Origin of the sequence: Comamonas terrigena NBRC 13299 (assembly GCF_006740045.1) — a bacterium.
Classification (GTDB): Bacteria; Pseudomonadota; Gammaproteobacteria; order Burkholderiales; family Burkholderiaceae_C; genus Comamonas; species Comamonas terrigena.
Genome location: NZ_AP019749.1, coordinates 797,334 through 819,533 on the forward strand (window position 1 = coordinate 797,334; position 22,200 = coordinate 819,533).

Here is a 22,200-nt window from a genome sequence, read left to right on the forward strand (position 1 = left end):
GCGGCGGTACGCGTGGTATCTTGTGGCCCTTTTCCAACTCGCCATACGCTTTTCAGTTCCTATGCTCGCCAAACGCATCATCCCCTGCCTGGACGTGACCGGTGGTCGTGTCGTCAAAGGCGTCAATTTTCAGGAGTTGCGGGATGCCGGCGATCCGGTGGAAATCGCTGCGCGCTATAACGCCCAGGGCGCGGACGAGCTGACGTTTCTGGACATCACCGCCACCAGCGATGGGCGTGATCTGATCCTGCCCATCATCGAGGCCGTGGCTTCCCAGGTGTTCATTCCCTTGACGGTGGGGGGCGGTGTGCGCACGGTGGATGATGTGCGCCGCCTGCTCAACGCCGGCGCGGACAAGACCAGCTTCAATTCCGCCGCCATTGCGAACCCCGCCACCATCAATGCCTGCAGCGACAAATATGGCGCGCAGTGCATTGTCGTGGCGATCGATGCCAAGCGCCGTACGCCCGAGGACGAGCAGCGCATCGGCCCCGGCGGCACGGCCATGGGCCCCGGCTGGGATGTGTACAGCCATGGTGGCCGCAAGAACGTGGGCCTGGATGTGGTGCGCTGGGCGGCGGAAATGGCGCAGCGCGGCGCTGGCGAGATTTTGCTGACCAGCATGGACAAGGACGGCACCAAGAGCGGTTTCGATCTGCAGCTGACCCGTGCCGTGGCCGACGCTGTGGGCGTGCCGGTCATCGCCTCGGGCGGGGTGGGCAATCTGGACCACCTGGCCGACGGCGTGCAGCAGGGCGGCGCCGATGCGGTGCTGGCCGCCAGCATCTTCCACTACGGTGAGTACACGGTGCAGCAGGCCAAGGAGCGCATGCGCGAACGCGGCATTCCGGTGCGTATGTAAAAGATTTTCAACATGCGGGGCTGCGGGTGCTTTGGCCGCGCAGCCCTCGGGTTTTGTATTCAAAATGGCAGCCAGGGCGCACCGGCCGCCATGCCATCAGGGAACTGCCAATGAACTGGCTTGATGAAGTGAAGTGGGACGACCAAGGCCTGGTGCCTGTGATCGCCCAGGAAAAAGGCTCGGGCGATGTACTCATGTTCGCCTGGATGAACCGCGAAGCACTGCAAAAGACGGCCGAACTGGGCCGTGCGGTCTACTTCAGCCGCTCGCGCGGCAAGCTGTGGTTCAAGGGCGAAGAGTCCGGCCATGTGCAGACCGTGCACGAGATGCGCATCGACTGCGACAACGATGTGGTGCTGCTGCAGGTCACCCAGCTGGGGCATGAACCCGGCATCGCGTGCCACACCGGCCGCCACAGCTGTTTTTTCAGCATTTACAAGGACGGGGTCTGGGTTGCCAGCGATCCGGTCTTGAAAGACCCCGAATCCATCTACAAGTGAAGTGCACCATGTCTGAATCCTCTCCCAGCGCATCGGTGGAAGGCGGCCTGGCCCGTCTGGCCGCCGTGATCGAAAGCCGCAAGGTCGCCAACGGCGGCGACCCCGAGAAAAGTTATGTCGCCCGCCTGCTGCACAAGGGCCCGGATGCTTTTCTGAAGAAGATTGGCGAAGAGGCCACCGAAGTGGTGATGGCCGCCAAGGATGTGGACCATGGCGGCGACAAAGGCAAAATCCTCTACGAGGTTGCGGATTTGTGGTTCCACTCCATGATTGCGCTGTCGCACTATGGGTTGACCCCTGCCGACGTGGTGGCCGAGCTGGAACGCCGTGAAGGCACCAGTGGTCTGGAAGAAAAAGCATTGCGCAAAGCCAAGGAAAGGGCCGCGCAGGAAGGAGCTGCCGAGTGAACAACGACATCGTCGACGTCCACGCCGTGGACCAGGCCACCCTGGATGGGCTGAAGGCCTGGGGCTGGGTCAGTTACGTGCTGCACCTGATCGTGGCGGTCACCGCCGTGCTGCCGGGCACACAGGCCTCGGTGGCGCTGCTGATCGTGGCGCTGGTCATCGACCTGGTCAAACGCTCGGCCGCCAAAGGCACCTGGCACGACTCGCACTTTGAATGGCGCATCCGCAGCGTGATCTGGAGCGGGGTGCTGTATGTGCTCACCGCCCCGCTGTGGCTGTTGTTCCTGATCCCCGGCTGGATTGCCTGGGCGCTGATCTCGCTGTGGTTTCTCTACCGCATCGTGCGCGGCATGCTGGCCATGAGCCGGCAAGAACCCTTGCCTGCCTGATTCTTTCTTTTTCAGCACTGCTATACCGCCCATGGCCGCACGCCAAGCCAGCGCTCCCACCTGTCTGAACCTGGCCTTGCAGGGTGGCGGCTCCCATGGGGCTTTCACCTGGGGGGTGCTGGATGCCCTGCTGGAGGACGGCGGTTTTGGCTTTCCCGGTGTCAGCGGCACCAGCGCCGGTGCCATGAATGCGGCGGCCCTGGTCAACGGGTTTGCCAGTGCGGCACTGGAATTCCCGGACGACGCCGAACGCCGCCATACCGAGGGCTGCGCCCGTGCCCGCGAGAGCCTGAAGGCCTTGTGGGACGGGGTTGGCACCATGGGCAGCCTGATGTGGGGCGTGCCGGCGGCCCACCAGGCGCTGATGGGCATGATGACCCAGTGGCTGTCGCCCTACCAGACCAACCCGCTGGACTTCAACCCGCTGCGCAGCCAGCTGGAGCGGGTGGTGGATTTCGCGGCGCTGCAGAGCGCCGCCGGCCTGAAAGGCGTGCCCCAGGCCTTTGTCTGTGCCACCAATGTGCGCACCGGCCGGGGCAAGATCTTCAAAGGCGCGGAAATCACTGCCGATGCGGTGATGGCATCGGCCTGCCTGCCGCAGATGTTCCGTGCGGTGGAAATCGACGGCGAGCATTACTGGGACGGCGGCTATTCCGGCAACCCGGCGCTGTACCCGCTGATCTACGACACGCAATGCAGCGACATGCTGCTGGTGCAGATCAATCCCATCGAGCATGCCGAGCTGCCCAATACCGCCGCCGAAATCATGGAACGCATGAACGAAGTCACGTTCAACGCCGGCCTGCTGGGGGAGCTGCGCGCGATTGATTTCGTGCGCCGCCTGCTGGCCGAAGGCCGGCTGGACGCCAGCCGCTACAAGAGCGTGCTGCTGCACCGCATCGATGGCGGCGCGGCGCTGGCGGAATTCGGTGCGGCCAGCAAGACGCGCGCCGACAGCAGCTTTTTGCGCAAGCTGTTTGCGCTGGGCCGTGCCGAGGGTGAACGCTGGATCACCGCCCACCGCGACGATGTGGGTGTGCGCCAGACGTTGCAGATCGTCGACAATCCCTGAGTTTGTGAACCCTTGCCCGAGCCAACCGGCCGGGCGCCTTGCCTGAGCCATGACCGCTACCCACCACGACCACGATCCGAATTGCATCTTCTGCAAGATCATTGCGGGGCAGATTCCCTCGCGCAAGGTGTACGAGGATGACGATATCTTCGCTTTCCACGACATCCAGCCCTGGGCCCCGGTGCACTTCCTGCTCGTGCCCAAGAAACACATTGTCTCCATGGCCCATCTGACCGCCGAAGACGCACCGCTGATGGGCAAGCTCATGGCCCTGGTGCCCCGGCTGGCCCAGGAACAGGGCTGTAACCCCTATCCGGAAGGCGGCTTCCGCGTGGTGATCAACACGGGTGCCGAAGGGGGGCAGGAAGTGCACCACCTGCATGTGCATGTGATCGGCGGCCCCCGCCCCTGGAAAAAAGGCTAAGGCCTCGGTTGATCTGACCCCTATTACTGGCCGCAGCCATACCCCTTATGCCGCGATAGCCCTAAGGCTTGGTCGAGCAATGAGGCATGGCGGGCCGTCTACAATGAAACGCATTCGTTAGGAGAATATTCATGGGCTCGTTATCCCTTTGGCACTGGCTGATCGTGCTGCTCATCGTGGTTTTGGTGTTCGGCACCAAGAAGCTCAAGAACATTGGCAACGACCTGGGCGGTGCCGTCAAGGGCTTCAAGGATGGCATGAAGGAGGGCGGTGTCGGCCCGGCGGCGGACGCCGGCAAGACCGAGGCCCCTGCAGGCCAGGTCACGGCCACCACCACGGCCGACAAGGCCACCATCGACGTCGAAGCCAAGCAAAAGAGCTGAGCGGCGTGAAGGTGTGCGCACATGATTGATATCGGCCTGTCGAAAATGGCGTTGATCGGCGCGGTGGCCCTGGTGGTCATCGGCCCCGAGAAACTGCCGCGCGTGGCCCGCACCGTGGGCACGCTGCTGGGCAAGGCACAGCGTTATGTGTCGGACGTCAAGGCCGAGGTCAACCGCTCCATGGAGCTCGATGAGCTGCGCAAGATGAAGGAGACGGTGGAAACCGCCGCACGCGACGTGGAAAAGTCGGTGCACGAAACCTCCTCCAGCCTGGAAAAGGACTGGCGCGAGGCCACCGACTTCGACGGTGACAGCGGCAGCGACAGCCCGGGCACCGCCTATGACAGCTACAGCACCGTCACCCCGGTGTACAAGCACCCGGGCAAGAACTTCCGCCTCAAGCGGGGGGCCGTGCCCCAGTGGTACAAGGCCCGCTCCGGCGTGCGCACCAAGGTGCAGTCGGGGGCGGCGCGTGTGGCGCGGTTCCGGCCGAAGCGCTTTCACTGACACAGCGCAGGCATTGCCTGCAGGGCCGGCAACCCCCTAGGTGGTGACCGGCCCGTTTTCGTTTCAGGGCATCCGGCCTGCATGGCAGGCGATGTCCGGTACATTTCCCCCACCATGTCCGAAAAACCTTCCCGCGAAGACGAAATGGCCGGCACCGAGCAGCCCTTTGTGCAGCACCTGATGGAGCTGCGCGACCGGCTGCTGTACTGCATCTACGGCATTGCCCTGGCGGTCGCGGTCCTGGCCATCTGGCCCGGCCCCAACGGGCTGATCGATTTCATCGCACACCCCATCAAGATGCACATGCCGCCCGACGCGAAGCTGATTGCGGTGGGCGTGTTCTCGCCGTTCTTTGTGCCGCTGAAGGTGCTGATGATGGTGGCCGTGCTGGCCGTGCTGCCCTGGATCATGTACCAGCTGTGGGCCTTCGTCGCCCCAGGCCTGTACAGCCATGAAAAGAAGTTTGCCCTGCCGCTGATCATCTTCGGCAGCTTCCTGGCTTATGTGGGCATCGCCTTTGTGCAGTTCTTCGTGCTGGACAAGATGTTCGCCTTCATCCAGGGTTTCACGCCCGAGAGCGTGGCGGCCACACCGGACATCGCCTCCTACGTCGAAGCCATCCTGTCGCTGTACCTGGCGTTCGGCCTGGCTTTCCAGGTGCCCATCGTGGTGATGCTGCTGGTGCGCTTTGGCGTGGTGGACATCGACAAGCTCAAGAGCTTCCGCGGCTACTTCATCGTGCTGTCCTTCGTGATTGCCGCCGTGGTCACGCCGCCGGATGTGATTTCGCAGCTGGCGTTGGCCATTCCCATGTGCGTCCTGTACGAGGTGGGCATCATCGGCGCGCGCTGGTTCAAGAAGACTGCGCCCCTTTCCGAGTCCGAGGAAGAGGGCAAGACCTCGGTGGACAGCCACAGCTGATCCCCGGTGCGGCAGGCCGCGCCCGCTGCCATGTTCCCTAAGCCCGGTGCAGACCGATCTGCCCGGGCTTTTTTGTGCCCGGTGACCGTGTGCAAAAGGCCGGGCCGCACTGCAGCCGTCCTCATGCGAGCCCGTTGAGAGTGGGGGCACGGGGTGGAGGAGGCCGGAGTGGACGCTGCTGCTTGCAGACCGGGGTTGCCGCCATGGACGGTGCGCGCACTGCCTGTGTGCTGCAGCAGAGGGGCTGTGGAGGGGCTCCGGTGCGGCACCGGCACAAGAAAGCCCGGCCAAGGCCGGGCGAATGGGGTGCGATGGGGCTGCTGGCGTACTGCCAGCGGGCACCTCAACGCCGGTTCACCTGTTGCGGCGGGCTGGGGCGCACGCCCGGAGTGATCTGCAAGGTGGTGCTGCCGTCGGCGCGCTGCACGATGAAAGGCGCCGCCGTGCCGGGCCGTTGTGCAGCACGCCGGTGATGATGATGCCCTGCCCGGCCTTCACCCCGAAGGTCTCGGCCAGTTCCGGCGACAGCTCGTTGGGCTCCACGCCAATCCAGCCGCGCGTGACCTTGCCTTCCTTGACGATGCCGTCCAGCACCAGCTTGGCGGTCGAGACGGGGATGGCAAAGCCGATGCCCAGGCTGCCGCCGGAGCGCGAATAGATGGCCGTGTTGATGCCCAGCAGATTGCCGTTGATGTCCACCAGGGCCCCGCCGGAGTTGCCGGGGTTGATGGCCGCATCGGTCTGGATGAAGTTCTCGAAGGTGTTGATGCCCAGCTGGTTGCGGCCCAGCGCACTGACGATACCGCTGGTCACGGTCTGGCCCACGCCGAAGGGGTTGCCGATGGCCAGCACGGTGTCACCGACGGCAGCCTGGTCGGAGTTGCCCAGCACGATGACGGGCAGCTTGTCCAGCTCCACTTTCAGCACGGCCAGGTCGGTATCCGGGTCGGTGCCGATGATGCGGGCCTTGGCGCGGCGGCTGTCGGAGAGCGTGACTTCGATCTCGTCCGCACCGGACACCACGTGGTTGTTGGTCAGGATGTAGCCATCGGGGCTGATGATCACGCCGCTGCCCAGGCCCGCCTGCTCCTGCGTGCCGGCCTGGTCACCGAAGAAGAACTGGAACCAGGGATCGTTGGCGCGCGGGTTGGGGATGGACTTGCTGGTGTTGATGCTGACCACCGCCGGCATGGCCTGCTTGGCTGCGGCGCTCAGGCTGCCGGGGACGGGTTCGGGGCGCGGCTCGGACGGGGCTTCGAGCAGGGAGATGCCGGCGCGGCTGACGGTGGCGCCGCTGCGCAGCCAGCTGGGTTGCAGCGTGGCCACAATGAAATAGGCCGCCAGCAGCACGGTGACCGCTTGCGAGAACAAAAGCCAGTAACGCTTCATACAGAGGTGTTCAGAGGATGGAGGGGGGCGCCGATGCCGCCCAGAAACCTGAGCGTACGTCGATTTGCGCCAGGCCGCAGCGATTGTGCGCCATCGCGGCTCGGAATGGCTGACTTCGCCGTCCGTGGAGGTGCGGGGTTAATGTCGGCAGGGCGTCAGTTACATAGTGTTAACCCTAGAATATTTCCTCGACTGCGCCACGCCGCGTTCACTTTCCGCCCCGCACACCCGCGAGGCGGGGAGATGGTTCAAGCCTCCCCATCCAGAAGTCTTGCAGAACGGTCCGCCACCGCATGTTCACCCCTGCCGTGGCACCCACCGCGCTGTCTGGCCGAATAGATTTCTGGAAAGACGCTCCTATGAGTAAGACTGCCAATGCACGCGCCCACCAAGTGGCGGGCGGTGCGCACCACCGTCCTCTGAACCGAGAGGACTACAAGACACTGAGCCTGTCCGCCCTGGGCGGCACGCTGGAGTTCTACGACTTTGTCGTGTTTGTGTTCTTCGCGAACGTCATCGGCACGCTGTTCTTCCCGGCCGAGTTGCCGGACTGGATGCGCCAGCTGCAGACGCTGGGCATTTTTGCGGCCGGTTACCTGGCCCGTCCCCTGGGCGGCATCATCATTGCCCACTATGGCGACAAGATCGGCCGCAAGAAGATGTTCACGCTGTCCATCTTCCTGATGGCCGTGCCGACCCTGGTCATCGGTCTGCTGCCGACCTACGCCTCCATCGGCATTGCCGCGCCACTGCTGCTGCTGCTGATGCGCGTGCTGCAAGGCGCTGCCATCGGCGGTGAAATGCCCGGCGCCTGGGTGTTCGTGGCCGAGCATTCGCCCGCCAAGAACTACGGCCTGGCCATTGGCACGCTGACCTCCGGCATCACCGGCGGCATTTTCCTGGGCTCCATCTTTGCGGTGTGGCTCAACAGCACCTACAGCCAGGAAGAGATCCACGACTGGGCCTGGCGTCTGCCGTTCATCCTGGGCGGGGTGTTTGGTCTGGTGTCGGTCTATCTGCGCAAGTTCCTGCAGGAAACCCCGCTGTTCCAGGACATGCAAAAGCGCAAGGCAGCCGATGCCGAGCTGCCCATCAAGACCATCCTGCGTGACCACCGTGAAGCCTGCTGGCTGGTGGCCCTGATGACCTGGGTGCTGTCCACGGCCATCGTGGTGGTGATTCTGTTCACCCCCGCCTATCTGCAGAAGGTGTTCCACATCCTGCCGGCCGATGCCATGAAGGCCAACGCGGTGGCCACGGTCACGCTGACCATCGGCTGCGTGTTCTGGGGCTGGCTGAGCGACAAGATCGGTACCCGCTGGACCATGGTGCTGGGCTGGGGCGGCATGACCGTGACGACCTACCTGTTCTACCTGAACCTGCCCGGCCAGGAGACCCTGGTGCTGCGCTATGCGCTGGTGGGCTTCTTCGTGGGCTCCATTTCGCTGCTGCCGGTGGTGGGCGTGCGAGCCTTCCCGGTCGCGGTGCGCTTCACCGGCCTGTCCTTTGCCTACAACATGGCATACGCCGTGTTTGGCGGCCTGACCCCGATGCTGGTGTCCGTCTGGCAGCAGGTCGACATCATGGCCCCCGCCCACTACGTGGCCGCCATGGGCGTGCTGGGTGCGGCCCTCGGCTTCTGGAAGCTGGCCTGCTATGGCTGGCAGCCCAAGGTGGCCAAGGCCTGAGTCCGTTTTTCCTCTCCAAGGTCAGGGCAGCTGCGGCTGCCCTTTTTTGTGCCTGCGATGTGCCTGTGAATTGAGGGGCCGGGTGCCGGCAGGCACGGCGGCATGGGCACAATCGGGCCCATGATCCTGCGACACGACCTTCTGGCCCAGTTTGACGGCCTGCTGCAACCCGAACGCTTCAAGGACTACGGGCCCAACGGCCTGCAGGTGGAGGGCAAGGCCGAGATCCGCCGCATCGTCAGCGGCGTGACGGCCAGCCGCGCGCTGATTGAAGCCGCCATTGCCGACGGCGCCGATGCCATCTTCGTGCACCACGGTCTGTTCTGGCGCGGCATGGATGGGCGCATCACCGGCTGGATGAAGGAGCGGATTCGCCTGCTGCTGGCCCACGACATCAATCTGCTGGCCTACCACCTGCCCTTGGACGCGCACCCCACGCTGGGCAACAACGCCCAGCTGGGCCTGCGACTGGGTCTGCAGCACGACGCCACCTTTGGTGACCAGAATCTGGGCATGGTGGGTGGTGGCAGCTTTGCCAACGCGGCAGCGCTGGCCGCCCAGGTACAGCAGACGCTGGGCCGCACGGTGACCTGCGTCAGCGGGGCGGAGGCGGCTCCCATCCGCCGCGTGGCCTGGTGCACGGGCGGAGCGCAGGGCTTTTTCGAGGGGGCGATCGCCGCAGGAGCGGATGCCTTCATCACCGGCGAAATCTCCGAACCCCAGGCGCACCTGGCACGCGAGACCGGCACCACCTTCATTGCGGCGGGCCACCACGCCACCGAGCGCTATGGCGCTCCGGCGGTGGCCGCCCATGTGGCGCAGCAGCTGGGGCTTGAGCACCGTTTTATCGACATCGACAACCCGGCGTGACCTGGCATCGGCTGGCGCGGTCCCCTCAGCTTCGCCTGCACGGCACGCTGCCCGCGCCATGCCCCGACGGGCTGGGTCGCCCGCAGCGCCCGTGTCGGCCGCAGCCATGGCCGGGCCGGTTGATGTAAAACCAGGAGCTGGACATGCCGATCCGGTCTGCATGTTCGGACTATTTGGATCCATACACCATGTCAGCATCCCGCATGCCACTGCCCGTGGCCATCACCCAGGGCGATTCGGCCGGTATCGGCCCGGAAATCATTGCCAAAGCCTTCCGCGACCATGGCCCGCTGTTGCGCGGCTGCTTTGTGGCCGGGGATGTGGACACCGTCCGTCGCGGTGCCCAGGCGGTGCGGCGTGGGGGTGAAACCTACTTGCCGGTTGCCGCCATTGGCGCTCCAGCCCAGGCGTGGGATGTGCCGCCGCGCTGTATTCCAGTGCTGCAACTGCCCGATATGCCTGCCGCCGCGCCCTGGGGGCAGGTCAGCCGGGCGGCCGGCGAAGCCGCCGCACGCAGTGTGCAGTGGGCAGCGCGGGCGGCCCTGGCGGGTGAGGTGGCGGCACTGGTGACCGCGCCTTTGCACAAGGAAGCGCTGGCGCTGGCCGGCGTGGACTTTCCTGGCCACACCGAGCTGCTGCAGGCCGAAGCGGCGCGCCATGCGGGCGTGCCCATCGCCCAGATGCCGGTGCGCATGATGCTGGCCAACGACCAGCTGCGCACCGTGCTGGTGAGCATCCATGTGTCCTTGCGCGAGGCACTGGATGCGGTGACCCAGCCCCATATCCTGCAGACCCTGCGCATCACCCATGCCGCGCTGAGCCGCAGCCTGGGGCGCGCACCGCGCATCGCCGTGGCCGGACTGAACCCGCATGCGGGGGAGGGCGGTCTGTTCGGGCGCGAGGAAATCGAGGTGATTGCACCCGCCGTGGCCCAGGCGCAGACCGAGGGAATGCAGGTCTGGGGACCGATTTCCCCCGATACCGTCTTCATGCGGGCCCGTAACACCCCGCAGCGTGCTGGGGAATTCGACGTGGTGTTGGCGATGTACCACGACCAGGGTTTGATCCCTGTCAAATATCTTGGTGTGGAGGAAGGGGTCAACGTGACCCTGGGACTGCCCTTGGTGCGCACCAGTCCGGACCATGGAACGGCGTTCGATATTGCCGGTCGGGGCATCGCCGATGCCTCCAGCATGGTGGAGGCGGTGCGGGTCGCCAAGCGCCTCGCCGGCCTGCCGGTGGACTGAGGTTGAGGAGCCTCCATTCATGCGTTTGCACCAATCTGGTGCTGTGCAAAATCCGGCGGAAGCCGGCAGCAAAAAGCCCCGCCAAGCGGGGCTTTTTGCTGGGTGCGCAGGCGCTTCAACGCTGCGGATTGCGCAGGCTGTCGCGGATTTCGCGCAGCAGCACCACGTCTTCCGGCGTGGGGGCCGGAGCCGCGGGTGCGGCCGGTGCTTCGCGCTTCAAGCGGTTGATTTGCTTGACCATGATGAAGATGATGAAGGCCAGAATCAGGAAGTTCACGGCCACCGTGATGAAGTTGCCGTAGGCAAAAACGGGCACCCCGGCCTTGCGCAAAGCATCCAGCGTGCGGGGGATGCCATCGGGCACGGTGCCCAGGATGACGAACAGGTTGGAGAAGTCCAGTTTGCCGAAAATCAGGCCCACGACGGGCATGATCAGGTCGTTCACGACGGAGTCCACGATCTTGCCGAAGGCCCCGCCGATGATCACGCCGACGGCCAGATCCATCACGTTGCCCTTGATCGCGAACTCGCGAAATTCTTGCATCATTCCCATGGCTGACAGCTCCATAAAACGGGTTGAAGTTGGGGGCAAGTATGGGGGTGAACACTGGTTTTCCATGTCGGACAGGCACTGGAATAACCCTAATCGCTCCGCTACAATTTTTCGATTGACCCCAATCTAGCGATGTTCATCGAGGATTCCCATGAGTGAAACTCCAGTCGACTCCAGCAAACGGACGTGGATCATCACGTCCGCTTGTGCCGGTGCGGTGGGCGGCGTGGCCGCTGCCGTGCCTTTCGTGAGTACGTTCCAGCCTTCCGAGAAGGCGAAGGCGGCCGGTGCTGCCGTGGAGGTGGACATTTCCACCCTGAATCCTGGTGAAAAGATCACCGTGGAATGGCGCGGCAAGCCGGTGTGGATCATCAAGCGCACCCCCGAGCAGCTCAAGGAGCTGCCCGAGCAGGATCCGCTGCTGGCCGATCCCCAGTCGCTGCGCCACCCCGACCAGTTCACCCCGGTCTATGCCCGCAACGAAGGCCGCTCCATCAAGCCCGAAGTGCTGGTGGTCGTCGGCATCTGCACCCACCTGGGCTGCTCGCCCACGGACAAGTTCGTGGCCGGTCCCCAGCCTTCGCTGCCTCCCGACTGGAAGGGCGGCTTCCTGTGCCCCTGCCACGGTTCGACCTTCGACATGGCGGGCCGCGTGTTCAAGAACAAGCCCGCTCCAGACAACCTGGAAGTGCCGCCCCACATGTACCTGTCGGAGACCAAGCTCCTGATCGGTGAAGACAAGAAGGCTTGAGGGAGTCGACATGGCCCACGAATTCAAAGAAATCGATCCCAATGCGTCCACGGGCGCCAAGGTGACCAACTGGTTCGAGAACCGTTTTCCCACGGCGTTCTCGGCCTACAAGGTGCACATGTCGGAGTACTACGCTCCGAAGAATTTCAACTTCTGGTACATCTTCGGCTCGCTGGCGCTGCTGGTGCTGGTGATCCAGATCGTCACCGGCATCTTCCTGGTGATGCACTACAAGCCGGATGCCGAGAAGGCATTCGCTTCGGTGGAATACATCATGCGTGATGTGCCCTGGGGCTGGCTGATCCGCTACATGCACTCCACGGGGGCGTCGGCCTTCTTTGTGGTGGTGTATCTGCACATGTTCCGCGGTCTTCTGTACGGTTCTTATCGTAAGCCGCGCGAACTGGTCTGGATCTTCGGTTGCGCCATTTTCCTGGCGCTGATGGCCGAGGCCTTCATGGGCTACCTGCTGCCCTGGGGCCAGATGTCGTACTGGGGCGCCCAGGTGATCGTGAACCTGTTTGCCGCGATTCCCTTTGTCGGTCCCGATCTGGCCATCCTGATCCGTGGCGACTATGTGGTGGGTGATGCCACGCTGAACCGCTTCTTCAGCTTCCACGTGATCGCCGTGCCCCTGGTGCTGCTGGGCCTGGTGGTGGCGCACTTGCTGGCGCTGCACGATGTGGGCTCCAACAACCCCGACGGTGTGGAAATCAAGGCCCCCAGCGCCCCCAAGGACGCACAGGGCCACCCGCTGGACGGCATTCCCTTCCACCCCTACTACACGGTGCACGACATCTTCGGCGTGGCAGTGTTCCTGTTCCTGTTCTCGGCCGTGGTGTTCTTCGCGCCCGAGTTCGGCGGCTACTTCCTGGAATACAACAACTTCATTCCGGCCGATCCGCTGAAGACGCCCAACCACATTGCTCCGGTCTGGTACTTCACGCCCTTCTACTCGATGCTGCGTGCGATCACTTCCGAGATGATGTATGTGCTGGTCGCCTGCGTCGTGCTGGCTGCGCTGTTCACCTTCGTGAAGACCAAGCTGCCCGGCATTGCCAAGGCCATCGTGGGTGGTGCTGCCGTGGTGGCCGTGGCCCTGATGCTTTCCATCGACGCCAAGTTCTGGGGTGTGGTGGTGATGGGCGGCGCCGTGATCATCCTGTTCGCACTGCCCTGGCTGGACTGCAGCCCGGTCAAGTCGATCCGCTACCGTCCGAGCTGGCACAAGTACCTGTACGCCGTGTTTGTCGTGGTGTTCGTGGTGCTGGCCTACCTGGGTGTGCAGCCTCCGTCGCCGATCGGCGAACGGGTGTCGCAAGTCGGAACCCTGTTTTACTTCGGTTTCTTCTTCCTGATGCCCTGGTGGAGCCAGATCGGCACGCCCAAGCCCGTGCCCGATCGCGTGACTTTCAAGCCCCACTGAGCCTAGGAGAGAACAACAATGAAAAAACTGATCCTCACGCTGGTAGCCGCTCTGGGCATCGCCACCGGTGCCCAGGCATCGGGTGACCTGCTGGTTCCGCTGGACAAGGCACCGGTCGACACCACCAACCAGGCCTCGCTGCAAAACGGCGCCAAGCTGTTCGTGAACTACTGCCTGAGCTGCCACTCGGCCGCCTTCATGCGCTACAACCGTCTGCAGGACATCGGTCTGACCGAGCAGCAGATCAAGGACAACCTGCTGTTCACCACCGACAAGGTGGGCGAGACGATGATTTCGGCCATCGATCCCAAGCAGGCCAAGGACTGGTTCGGTGGCAATCCTCCCGACCTGACCGTGATTGCGCGCTCTCGCGCCAGCGGCAACGGCACCGGTGCGGACTACCTCTACACCTTCCTGCGCACCTTCTACAAGGACGAAACCAAGCCCACCGGCTGGAACAATCTGGCCTTCCCCAGCGTGGGCATGCCGCACGTGCTGTGGCAGCTGCAAGGTGAGCGCCGCGCCCTGTTCGAAGAGCAGGAAGTGCATGGTCAAAAGACCCATGTGTTCAAGGGCTGGGAGGAGTTGACTCCGGGCACCATGACGCAGGTACAGTACGATCAGGCAGTTGGCGACTTGGTGAACTACCTGCAATGGATGGGCGAACCAGCGCAAAATACCCGCATCCGCCTGGGTGTGGGCGTGCTGATCTTCCTGGGGCTGTTCATCTTCATTGCCTGGAGACTGAATGCCGCGTTCTGGAAAGATGTCAAGTAAGTAGTCGGTCTGCAGCCGCTTTCAGCCCCGGTTGAAAGCGGTTCGGTCTTTGTGGAGTGGGCGCTGTAGAGCGTCCCACTCTTTTTGATTTTTAGGAGCTTCCACCATGATGGTGCTTTATTCGGGAACTACGTGCCCTTATTCCCACCGTTGCCGCTTTGTGCTGTTCGAGAAGGGCATGGACTTCGAGATCCGCGACGTGGATCTGTACAACAAGCCCGAAGAGATCAGCGTGATGAACCCGTACGGCCAGGTGCCCATCCTGGTGGAACGTGACCTGATCCTGTACGAATCGAACATCATCAACGAATACATTGATGAGCGCTTCCCCCATCCCCAGCTGATGCCTGGCGACCCGGTGGACCGCGCCCGCGTGCGCTTGTTCCTGCTGAACTTCGAAAAAGAGCTGTTCGTGCACGTGAACACGCTGGAAGAGCGCAATGCCAAGGGCAACGAAAAGGCCATCGAGAAGGCCCGTGCCCACATCCGCGACCGCCTGACGCAGCTGGCCCCCGTGTTCCTGAAGAACAAGTACATGCTGGGTGAAGGCTTCTCCATGCTGGACGTGGCCATTGCACCGCTGCTGTGGCGTCTGGACTACTATGGCATCGAGCTGAGCAAGAATGCTGCGCCGCTGCTGAAGTATGCCGAGCGCATCTTCTCGCGCCCTGCCTACATCGAAGCGCTGACGCCTTCCGAAAAGGTCATGCGCAAGTAAGACCTGCCGGCCCTGTTCCCCTGAAATCTGATCCACCGCTTGCTGCCATGAATGCCCAGGACTCCACGTCGACCCGCCCCTATCTGATCCGGGCCATTTACGAGTGGTGCACCGACAACGGCTTCACGCCGTATCTGGCCGTGCGTGTGGACAAGACGGTACAGGTGCCGCGCGAGTACGTGAACGACGGCGAGATCGTGCTCAACGTCAGCTACGACGCCACCAGCGGTCTGCAGATGGGCAATGAATTCATTGAATTCAAGGCCCGTTTCGGCGGCAAGCCGCGCGAGATCATGGTGCCGGTGGAGCGCGTGCTGGCGATCTACGCCCGCGAAAGCGGCCAGGGCATGTCCTTCCCCGTGGTGGACGGGGCCGTGCTCGACGCCCAAGGCGACGCGGAGTCCGTGGTGGATGCCGTGGACGACAGCGTCGAGGCCAATGCGTCCGACCGGGTGGTGCAACTGGTGCCTACGGACACCGCTGCGGCGCCCTTGGCCGCCGTGCCGCGCGCGGAGGATGATGACGGCGACAAGCCGCGCCCGCCTTCGGGTGGGGGCCGTCCTTCGCTGAAATTGGTGAAGTGACAGAAAACATGCAGGACTGCCCCTGGGGCCGATCATTCCTGCATTAGAATCAGCGGTTTGCCGGTTTAGCTCAGTTGGTAGAGCACCCGCCTTGTAAGCGGTAGGTCGTCAGTTCGAATCCGACAACCGGCACCATCTCTTTTTGCTGCATGCGCTGGCATGCGGCCCGTGTCCTGAATTTTGTCCTGCACACCGCTTGCAGTGGCAGAACGCCGGTTTAGCTCAGTTGGTAGAGCACCCGCCTTGTAAGCGGTAGGTCGTCAGTTCGAATCCGACAACCGGCACCATCTCCTCCCCCTCCTTTTTTGTGCCGCCCGCGCGTTTCAGCGCGCTTCCCATTCCTGGGTGCTGCGCACCTTCAGGCGGATGTGCTGCACATCCCAGCCTTTGACACGCAGGTGCGCCTCCATGCCCGGCAGCAGGTAGCGCAGCTTGCTGGCGGCTGCGTTGTTGCGCACCAGCAGGCACCAGGTGCTGCCTTCGATGGGGCCTGCTTCCAGGCAATTGCGCAGGGTGGGAGGCACCAGCGGCAGGATGGAGCGCAGGCGCTCCTTGGAGTCCTGGGTCAATGCCACCAGCTGGGCCAGGGTGGGGGATTCGCGCGCGGCCTGCTCCACGGAGACGGCATGGTGGCGGCGGGTGATGGGGCTGTGGGACATGGAAAATACCGGGCTGGCTAGCACAGGATTATGCGGGGCACTGCTGCTGCGACAAGGGCTGTGGTGCGGCGGCATTTCCCCCAGGGTGGCAGACAGTTAGAATCAATTTTTGGCTTGCACTGCTTCCCGGCTCTTGCAGGAAGCAGCGCCAGTCCCCATCTGCAGTTTCATCTTAGGGATTCTGACCCGCCGCAGGGCCTGTAGGGCTGTGCTGGTTGGGTCTGTTCGCATGGCCACCAACTTCCTCACCAAACTATTCGGCAGCCGCAACGACCGGCTTCTCAAGCAATACCGCAAGACGGTGGCTCGCATCAATGCGATGGAGCCTGAGTTCGAAAAGCTCGGCGACGAAGCTTTGCGTGCCAAGACCGATGAGTTCCGTGGCCGTCTGGCGCAGGGTGAAACGCTGGACCAGATCCTGCCCGAAGCCTTTGCGGTGGTGCGTGAAGCCTCCAAGCGCGTCATGAAGATGCGCCACTTCGATGTGCAGATGATCGGCGGCATGGCGCTGCATGACGGCAAGATCGCCGAAATGCGCACCGGTGAAGGCAAGACACTGACTTCCACCCTGCCTGTGTACCTGAACGCACTGTCCGGCAACGGTGTGCACGTGGTGACCGTCAACGACTACCTGGCCAGCCGCGATGCGGCCACCATGGGCCGGCTGTACCACTTCCTGGGCATGGCCGTGGGCGTGAACCTGCCCAATGCGCCGCGCGACGAAAAGCAGCAGGCCTATCTGGCCGATGTGACCTACGGCACCAACAACGAATTCGGTTTCGACTACCTGCGCGACAACATGGTGTACGACGCGGCCGATCGCGTGCAGCGCAGCCTGAGCTACGCCATCGTCGACGAGGTGGACTCCATCCTGATCGACGAAGCGCGCACGCCGCTGATCATCTCGGGCCAGGCCGACGACAACACGGCCATGTACCTGGCCATCAACCAGCTGGTGCCCCAGCTGGTGCGCCAGGAAGGCGAAGAAGATCCCCGCACCGGCGAAGGCGTGACCAAGCCCGGCGATTTCACCCTGGACGAGAAGAGCCACCAGGTCTTCCTGACCGAGCAGGGCCATGAAGTGGCCGAGCGCATTCTGGCCAATGCCGGCCTGTTCCCGGAAGGCGCTTCGCTGTATGACCCTTCGCACATTGCGCTGGTGCACCACCTGTACGCCGCGCTGCGTGCCCACCACATCTACCACCGTGACCAGCACTATGTGGTGCAGAACGGTGAAGTGGTCATCGTCGACGAGTTCACCGGGCGTCTGATGTCCGGCCGCCGCTGGAGCGACGGCCTGCACCAGGCGGTCGAAGCCAAGGAAGGCGTGTCCATCCAGGCCGAGAACCAGACCATGGCCTCGATCACCTTCCAGAACTATTTCCGCCTCTACGGCAAGCTGTCCGGCATGACCGGTACGGCCGACACCGAGGCCTACGAGTTCCAGTCCATCTATGGTCTGGAAACCGTGGTGATCCCTCCCAACAAGCCCAGCAAGCGCGAAGACCAGCTGGACCGCGTCTACAAGACCACCAAGGAAAAGTACGACGCCGCGATTGCCGACATCCGTGAATGCCATGAGCGCGGTCAGCCGGTGCTGGTGGGCACCACCTCGATCGAGAATTCCGAAATCATCGACCAGCTGCTGCAGCAGGCCGGCCTGCCGCACCAGGTGCTGAACGCCAAGCAGCACGCCAAGGAAGCCGACATCATTGCCCAGGCCGGTCGTGAAGGCATGATCACCATTGCCACCAACATGGCCGGTCGCGGTACCGACATCGTGCTGGGCGGCAACATTGAAAAGGAAGTCCAGGCCATCGAAACCGATGACAGCCTGGATGCCGGCACCAAGCAATCCCGGATTGCGGCGCTGCGTGCGCAGTGGAACGCCGACCACGAGAAGGTGCTGGCCCTGGGCGGCCTGCGCATCATCGCCACCGAGCGCCATGAATCCCGCCGTATCGACAACCAGCTGCGTGGCCGTTCGGGCCGCCAGGGCGACCCCGGTTCCTCGCGTTTCTACCTGAGCCTGGACGATTCGCTGATGCGCATCTTTGCGGGTGACCGCGTGCGCGCCATCATGGACCGCCTGAAGATGCCCGAGGGCGAAGCCATCGAAGCCGGCATCGTCACCCGTTCCATCGAATCGGCCCAGCGCAAGGTGGAAGCCCGCAACTTCGACATGCGCAAGCAACTGCTCGAATACGACGATGTCGCCAACGATCAGCGCAAGGTCATCTACCAGCAGCGCAACGAGATCCTGGACGCCACCGAGCTGGAATCCATGATCACCGCCATGCGCGAGGACTGCATCAGCGATGTGGTGCGCCAGTACGTGCCGGCCGAGTCGATGGAAGAGCAGTGGGATGTGCCCGGGCTCGAAAAGGCCCTGGCCCAGGACTGGCAGGTCGAGGTGGATCTGGTCGAATGGCTCAAGACCAACGACCACGCCACCGACGAAGAGATCCTGGAACGCGCCGTGGCCGCTGCCAATGCGGTCTACCAGGCCAAGGTGGATCTGGTGGGTTCCGAGCAGTTCATGAACTTCCAGCGCGCCGTGCTGCTGCAAAGCTTCGACACCAACTGGCGCGACCATCTGGCAGCGCTGGATTACCTGCGCCAGGGCATCCACCTGCGCGGCTATGCCCAGAAGCAGCCCAAGCAGGAATACAAGCGCGAAGCGTTCGAGCTGTTCCGCCAGCTGATCGACCAGGTCAAGAACGAAGTCACCCGCGTGCTGCTGACCGTGCGTATCCAGCAGCCCGAAGCGCTGCAGGAAGCGGCGGCCGGTATCGAACACCGCGCCGAGCATGTGCAAGGCCTGCAATACGTCAGCGCCGATGGCGACAAGAGCGATGCGCCCGAGGCCTTCCAGCTGCCCGAAGGTGCGCGCGTGGGACGCAACGATCCCTGCCCCTGCGGCAGCGGTGAAAAGTTCAAGAACTGCCACGGCAAGCTGTCCTGATGGACGCACCGGCATGAACCTCTGACAACACGGGCTGCGGCCCGTGTTGTGCTTTGTACGTAGGCCTGCGTAACGTGGAGGCCCTGTGATCGGCCGATAATCGGCCCCTGTTTTTAATTTCTGTAGGAAGCCCTGCAATGCCCGTGAATCTCCCCGCTCCCGTTGCCGCAGACCTGCACCCGGTCGCAGGCGTGCGCATTGGCGTCACCGAAGCCGGTGTGCGCAAAGCCAACCGCAAAGACCTGACCGTGTTCCTGCTGGACGAAGGCACCACGGTGGCCGGCGTGTTCACGCAAAACCGCTTCTGCGCCGCACCCGTGCAAGTGGGCCGCGAGCACCTGCAGGCCGGCAAGGGCATCCGCGCCATGGTGATCAACACCGGCAATGCCAACGCCGGCACCGGCGCGGCCGGCCTGGCCAATGCCCGCGCCACCTGCGCGGCTCTGGGCAAGGAACTGGGTCTGGCCCCCGAGCAGATCCTGCCGTTCTCGACCGGCGTGATCATGGAAGAGCTGCCGGTGGACCGCATCGTGGCCGGTCTGCCCCAGGCGATTGCTGCGGCCCGGGCCGACAACTGGGCCACGGCAGCCGAAGGCATCATGACCACCGACACCCAGCCCAAGGCCTACAGCCGCCAGCTGCAGGTCGGCGGCAAGACCGTCACCGTGACCGGCATCAGCAAGGGCGCGGGCATGATCCGTCCCAATATGGCCACCATGCTGGGCTTTGTCGCCACCGATGCGGCCATTGACCCGGCGCTGCTGCAGGGCCTGGTCAAGGAGCTGGCCGATGGTTCGTTCAACCGCGTGACGATCGACGGTGACACCTCCACCAATGACAGCTTTGTGTTGATGGCCACCCACCAGGCCGGCCATGCGCCCATCGCCAGCTGGGATGGGGTCGAGGCCCAGGCCCTGAAGGCCGCGCTGTTGGATGTGGCCCGCCTGCTGGCCCAGGCCATCGTGCGCGACGGCGAAGGTGCCACCAAGTTCATCACCGTGCAGATCGATGGTGGCAAGACCGAAGAAGAATGCCGTCTGGCCGCCTACGCCATCGCCCATTCGCCCCTGGTCAAGACCGCGTTCTTTGCCTCCGACCCCAACCTGGGCCGCATTCTGGCGGCTGTGGGCTACGCCGGCATCACCGACCTGGACCAGACCGCGATCGATCTGTTCCTGGACGATGTGCATGTGGTGGTCAACGGTGGCCGCAACCCGTCCTACCAGGAAGCCGACGGCCAGCGCGTGATGAAGCAGCAGGAAATCACCGTGCGCGTGGTGCTGGGCCGTGGCAATGCCAGCCAGACCGTGTGGACCTGTGACTTCAGCCACGAGTACGTGACCATCAACGCCGACTACCGTTCCTGAGCCCGCGGGGCTGGCGGTTCGCGCCAGGCAGGCGCCGAAGCTGCGCGAACCGCTGCTGCCAGCATCCGCCTTGGCAGGCCGTGCGGCATGTGCTGGAGCCCCCTCAACACTACCATTCCCGGAGACCGACCCTGCCATGACCGATTCCACCCTGTCTGCCTTGAGTCCGCTGGAGCGCCTGGTGGCCCGTGCCGAGCAACTGATGCAGCGCATCGAAACCGTGCTGCCCCAGCCGCTGCAGGCGCCGGTCAGCTGGGACGATGCCATTGCCTGGCGTTACCGCAAGCGCGCCAACGGCTGCGGCGTGCTGGAGCCGGTGCGCCATGTGGGGGCCATGCAGCTGTCCGATCTGCAGAATGTGGACGTGCAAAAAGACAAGATTGCCCGCAACACCGAGCAATTTGTGCAGGGCCGTACGGCCAACAACGTGCTGCTGACCGGCGCACGCGGGACGGGCAAGTCGTCGCTCATCCGCGCCTGCCTGCACGCGTACGCGCCCCAGGGCCTGCGCCTGATCGAAGTGGACAAGGCCGATCTGACCGACCTGCCCGACATCGTGGACGTGGTCGCCGGCCGGCCCGAGAAGTTTGTCATCTACTGTGACGACCTGAGCTTCGAGGAAGGCGAGCCCGGCTACAAGGCCATGAAGTCCATCCTGGATGGTTCGGTCAGTGCCGCCACCCCGAATGTGCTGGTCTATGCCACCAGCAACCGCCGCCATCTGCTGCCCGAGTACATGATCGACAACCTGGCCCAGTCCAAGGGCGAGAACGGCGAGATCCACCCCGGCGAAGTGGTGGAAGAGAAGATTTCGCTGTCCGAGCGCTTTGGCCTGTGGGTCAGCTTCTACCCCTTCAGCCAGGATGAATACCTGCGCGTGGTGGCGCAGTGGCTGTCGGCCCTGGGTGTGTCGGCCGAGGAGATCGAGGCCTCCCGGCCCGAAGCCCTGGTCTGGGCGCTGGAGCGCGGCTCGCGCAGCGGCCGCGTGGCCCACCAGTTCGCACGGGACTGGGCCGGGCGTGCGCAGCGCGCCGTGGAAGGCCGCCAGCGCATTGCCGATGTGGACGGCCTGAGCGAAGAAGCCGAAACCGATTGAAGCCCGGCGGCCTGGGGCCGCCGTGAGAGGAAATACTGTTGTGACCGATACCCCTGCCGTTCGTACCCACACCGAAGTCGCCGTGGGCGTGCTGATCCGCGAAAGCGATGGTGCGTTGCTGATCACCAGCCGCCCCGTCGGCAAGCCGCGGGCGGGCTGGTGGGAGTTTCCGGGCGGCAAGCTCGAAGCCGGCGAGACGGTGGAGCAGGCCCTGCGCCGCGAACTGCAGGAGGAGCTGGGCATCACCATTACCAACTGCATCCCCTGGAAGGTGACGGAGCACGACTATTCCCACGCCCTGGTGCGCCTGCACTGGTGCAAGGTCACGCAGTGGGACGGTGTGTTCGAGATGCGCGAAGGCCAGCAGATGGCCTGGCAGCAGCTGCCGTTGACGGTGCGTCCGGTGCTGGAGGGTTCCTACCCGGTGCTGGCGTGGCTGAGCGCCGAGCGCGGTCTGCCGTTTGATGGGGCGCTGTATGCCCAGGATGCCGCTGCCGCAGAAAAATAAATGCCAGCCTGTGCGCCGCTGCACGGGCGCTAGAGACGCTGCCCGCGTGGCATGCCATGCTCCACCTTGGGCACTGAAAAAATCTTTGCAGGCAGCCTCTGCGGCGCCGGTCTGTGGACAAGTCCGCAGCAGCTGCC

At 63.9% G+C, this 22,200-nt stretch carries 24 protein-coding genes and 2 tRNA genes; 23 read left to right on the forward strand and 3 right to left on the reverse strand.

The window, feature by feature from the left end:
* The first annotated feature begins 61 nt into the window (after nucleotides 1-61).
* From hisF to tatC, 9 genes are all read left to right on the forward strand, one after another.
* Nucleotides 62-862, forward strand: a complete 801-nt coding sequence (hisF, locus tag CT3_RS03580) for an imidazole glycerol phosphate synthase subunit HisF (RefSeq protein WP_066540449.1) — start codon at nucleotides 62-64, stop codon at nucleotides 860-862.
* 110 nt (nucleotides 863-972) lie between these two features.
* Entirely contained in the window at nucleotides 973-1,362 is a 390-nt protein-coding gene (hisI, locus tag CT3_RS03585) for a phosphoribosyl-AMP cyclohydrolase (RefSeq protein ID WP_066540456.1), read from the forward strand.
* An 8-nt stretch (nucleotides 1,363-1,370) separates the two neighbouring features.
* Nucleotides 1,371-1,769 carry a phosphoribosyl-ATP diphosphatase gene (locus CT3_RS03590; protein WP_066540855.1) on the forward strand — a complete coding sequence of 133 codons (399 nt, stop codon included), beginning with the start codon at nucleotides 1,371-1,373 and terminating at the stop codon, nucleotides 1,767-1,769.
* Complete coding sequence (locus tag CT3_RS03595; RefSeq protein ID WP_066540459.1) at nucleotides 1,766-2,158, forward strand: DUF4870 family protein; 393 nt, start codon at nucleotides 1,766-1,768, stop codon at nucleotides 2,156-2,158. Before CT3_RS03590 ends, CT3_RS03595 begins: the two co-directional genes overlap by 4 nt.
* A 31-nt stretch (nucleotides 2,159-2,189) precedes the next feature.
* The gene (locus CT3_RS03600; RefSeq protein WP_066540462.1) at nucleotides 2,190-3,230 is read left to right on the forward strand and encodes a patatin-like phospholipase family protein; all 1,041 of its coding nucleotides are present in this window, start codon (nucleotides 2,190-2,192) and stop codon (nucleotides 3,228-3,230) included.
* A gap of 49 nt (nucleotides 3,231-3,279) precedes the next feature.
* The gene (locus tag CT3_RS03605) at nucleotides 3,280-3,654 is read left to right on the forward strand and encodes a histidine triad nucleotide-binding protein (protein WP_066540465.1); all 375 of its coding nucleotides are present in this window, start codon (nucleotides 3,280-3,282) and stop codon (nucleotides 3,652-3,654) included.
* Between the two features lie 131 nt (nucleotides 3,655-3,785).
* Complete coding sequence (tatA, locus tag CT3_RS03610) at nucleotides 3,786-4,037, forward strand: Sec-independent protein translocase subunit TatA (protein WP_066540467.1); 252 nt, start codon at nucleotides 3,786-3,788, stop codon at nucleotides 4,035-4,037.
* A 21-nt stretch (nucleotides 4,038-4,058) separates the two neighbouring features.
* Complete coding sequence (tatB, locus tag CT3_RS03615) at nucleotides 4,059-4,544, forward strand: Sec-independent protein translocase protein TatB (RefSeq protein WP_066540470.1); 486 nt, start codon at nucleotides 4,059-4,061, stop codon at nucleotides 4,542-4,544.
* A 114-nt stretch (nucleotides 4,545-4,658) separates the two neighbouring features.
* A complete protein-coding gene (tatC, locus tag CT3_RS03620; RefSeq protein WP_066540857.1) occupies nucleotides 4,659-5,465 on the forward strand; it encodes a twin-arginine translocase subunit TatC in 807 nt (268 codons plus the stop codon).
* Between the two features lie 354 nt (nucleotides 5,466-5,819).
* Here the strand turns inward: tatC and CT3_RS03625 are convergent, their stop codons facing one another.
* Nucleotides 5,820-6,854 carry a trypsin-like peptidase domain-containing protein gene (locus tag CT3_RS03625; protein ID WP_370510811.1) on the reverse strand — a complete coding sequence of 345 codons (1,035 nt, stop codon included), beginning with the start codon at nucleotides 6,852-6,854 and terminating at the stop codon, nucleotides 5,820-5,822.
* A 359-nt stretch (nucleotides 6,855-7,213) separates the two neighbouring features.
* On the opposite strand from CT3_RS03625, the gene CT3_RS03630 reads away from it, so the two are divergent.
* From CT3_RS03630 to pdxA, 3 genes are all read left to right on the forward strand, one after another.
* A complete protein-coding gene (locus CT3_RS03630) occupies nucleotides 7,214-8,542 on the forward strand; it encodes an MFS transporter (protein ID WP_066540472.1) in 1,329 nt (442 codons plus the stop codon).
* A gap of 120 nt (nucleotides 8,543-8,662) precedes the next feature.
* A complete protein-coding gene (locus tag CT3_RS03635) occupies nucleotides 8,663-9,412 on the forward strand; it encodes a Nif3-like dinuclear metal center hexameric protein (protein ID WP_066540860.1) in 750 nt (249 codons plus the stop codon).
* Between the two features lie 188 nt (nucleotides 9,413-9,600).
* Nucleotides 9,601-10,659 carry a 4-hydroxythreonine-4-phosphate dehydrogenase PdxA gene (gene pdxA / locus CT3_RS03640; RefSeq protein ID WP_066540474.1) on the forward strand — a complete coding sequence of 353 codons (1,059 nt, stop codon included), beginning with the start codon at nucleotides 9,601-9,603 and terminating at the stop codon, nucleotides 10,657-10,659.
* A 115-nt stretch (nucleotides 10,660-10,774) separates the two neighbouring features.
* Here pdxA and mscL read toward each other — a convergent pair whose 3' ends face one another.
* On the reverse strand, nucleotides 10,775-11,212 hold the full coding sequence (gene mscL, locus CT3_RS03645) for a large conductance mechanosensitive channel protein MscL (RefSeq protein ID WP_066540862.1): 438 nt from the start codon (nucleotides 11,210-11,212) through the stop codon (nucleotides 10,775-10,777).
* Nucleotides 11,213-11,363: 151 nt separating this feature from the next.
* Between mscL and petA the strand changes: the two genes are divergently transcribed.
* The 7 genes from petA (at nucleotide 11,364) to CT3_RS03680 (ending at nucleotide 15,755) form a co-directional block, all read left to right on the forward strand.
* The gene (gene petA / locus CT3_RS03650; RefSeq protein WP_066540484.1) at nucleotides 11,364-11,963 is read left to right on the forward strand and encodes a ubiquinol-cytochrome c reductase iron-sulfur subunit; all 600 of its coding nucleotides are present in this window, start codon (nucleotides 11,364-11,366) and stop codon (nucleotides 11,961-11,963) included.
* Between the two features lie 10 nt (nucleotides 11,964-11,973).
* Nucleotides 11,974-13,389, forward strand: a complete 1,416-nt coding sequence (locus tag CT3_RS03655; protein WP_066540486.1) for a cytochrome b — start codon at nucleotides 11,974-11,976, stop codon at nucleotides 13,387-13,389.
* A gap of 18 nt (nucleotides 13,390-13,407) precedes the next feature.
* Complete coding sequence (locus CT3_RS03660; protein WP_066540488.1) at nucleotides 13,408-14,166, forward strand: cytochrome c1; 759 nt, start codon at nucleotides 13,408-13,410, stop codon at nucleotides 14,164-14,166.
* Between the two features lie 106 nt (nucleotides 14,167-14,272).
* On the forward strand, nucleotides 14,273-14,884 hold the full coding sequence (locus CT3_RS03665; protein ID WP_066540495.1) for a glutathione S-transferase N-terminal domain-containing protein: 612 nt from the start codon (nucleotides 14,273-14,275) through the stop codon (nucleotides 14,882-14,884).
* A gap of 47 nt (nucleotides 14,885-14,931) precedes the next feature.
* Nucleotides 14,932-15,468, forward strand: coding sequence for a ClpXP protease specificity-enhancing factor (locus CT3_RS03670; RefSeq protein WP_066540497.1), 537 nt, complete (start codon nucleotides 14,932-14,934; stop codon nucleotides 15,466-15,468).
* 59 nt (nucleotides 15,469-15,527) lie between these two features.
* Nucleotides 15,528-15,603: transfer RNA gene (locus CT3_RS03675), tRNA-Thr, on the forward strand.
* 76 nt (nucleotides 15,604-15,679) lie between these two features.
* Nucleotides 15,680-15,755: transfer RNA gene (locus tag CT3_RS03680), tRNA-Thr, on the forward strand.
* A 36-nt stretch (nucleotides 15,756-15,791) separates the two neighbouring features.
* Here the strand turns inward: CT3_RS03680 and CT3_RS03685 are convergent.
* Nucleotides 15,792-16,127, reverse strand: a complete 336-nt coding sequence (locus tag CT3_RS03685) for a hypothetical protein (protein ID WP_083520580.1) — start codon at nucleotides 16,125-16,127, stop codon at nucleotides 15,792-15,794.
* 229 nt (nucleotides 16,128-16,356) lie between these two features.
* On the opposite strand from CT3_RS03685, the gene secA reads away from it, so the two are divergent.
* From secA to CT3_RS03705, 4 genes are all read left to right on the forward strand, one after another.
* Nucleotides 16,357-19,092, forward strand: coding sequence for a preprotein translocase subunit SecA (secA, locus tag CT3_RS03690; RefSeq protein WP_066540499.1), 2,736 nt, complete (start codon nucleotides 16,357-16,359; stop codon nucleotides 19,090-19,092).
* A gap of 137 nt (nucleotides 19,093-19,229) precedes the next feature.
* Nucleotides 19,230-20,459, forward strand: coding sequence for a bifunctional glutamate N-acetyltransferase/amino-acid acetyltransferase ArgJ (gene argJ / locus CT3_RS03695; RefSeq protein ID WP_066540509.1), 1,230 nt, complete (start codon nucleotides 19,230-19,232; stop codon nucleotides 20,457-20,459).
* 136 nt (nucleotides 20,460-20,595) lie between these two features.
* Nucleotides 20,596-21,555 (forward strand): ATP-binding protein, encoded by a 960-nt coding sequence (locus tag CT3_RS03700; RefSeq protein ID WP_066540511.1) that lies wholly within the window; start codon nucleotides 20,596-20,598, stop codon nucleotides 21,553-21,555.
* Nucleotides 21,556-21,595: 40 nt separating this feature from the next.
* The gene (locus tag CT3_RS03705; protein WP_227657853.1) at nucleotides 21,596-22,063 is read left to right on the forward strand and encodes an NUDIX domain-containing protein; all 468 of its coding nucleotides are present in this window, start codon (nucleotides 21,596-21,598) and stop codon (nucleotides 22,061-22,063) included.
* Nucleotides 22,064-22,200 lie beyond the last annotated feature (137 nt).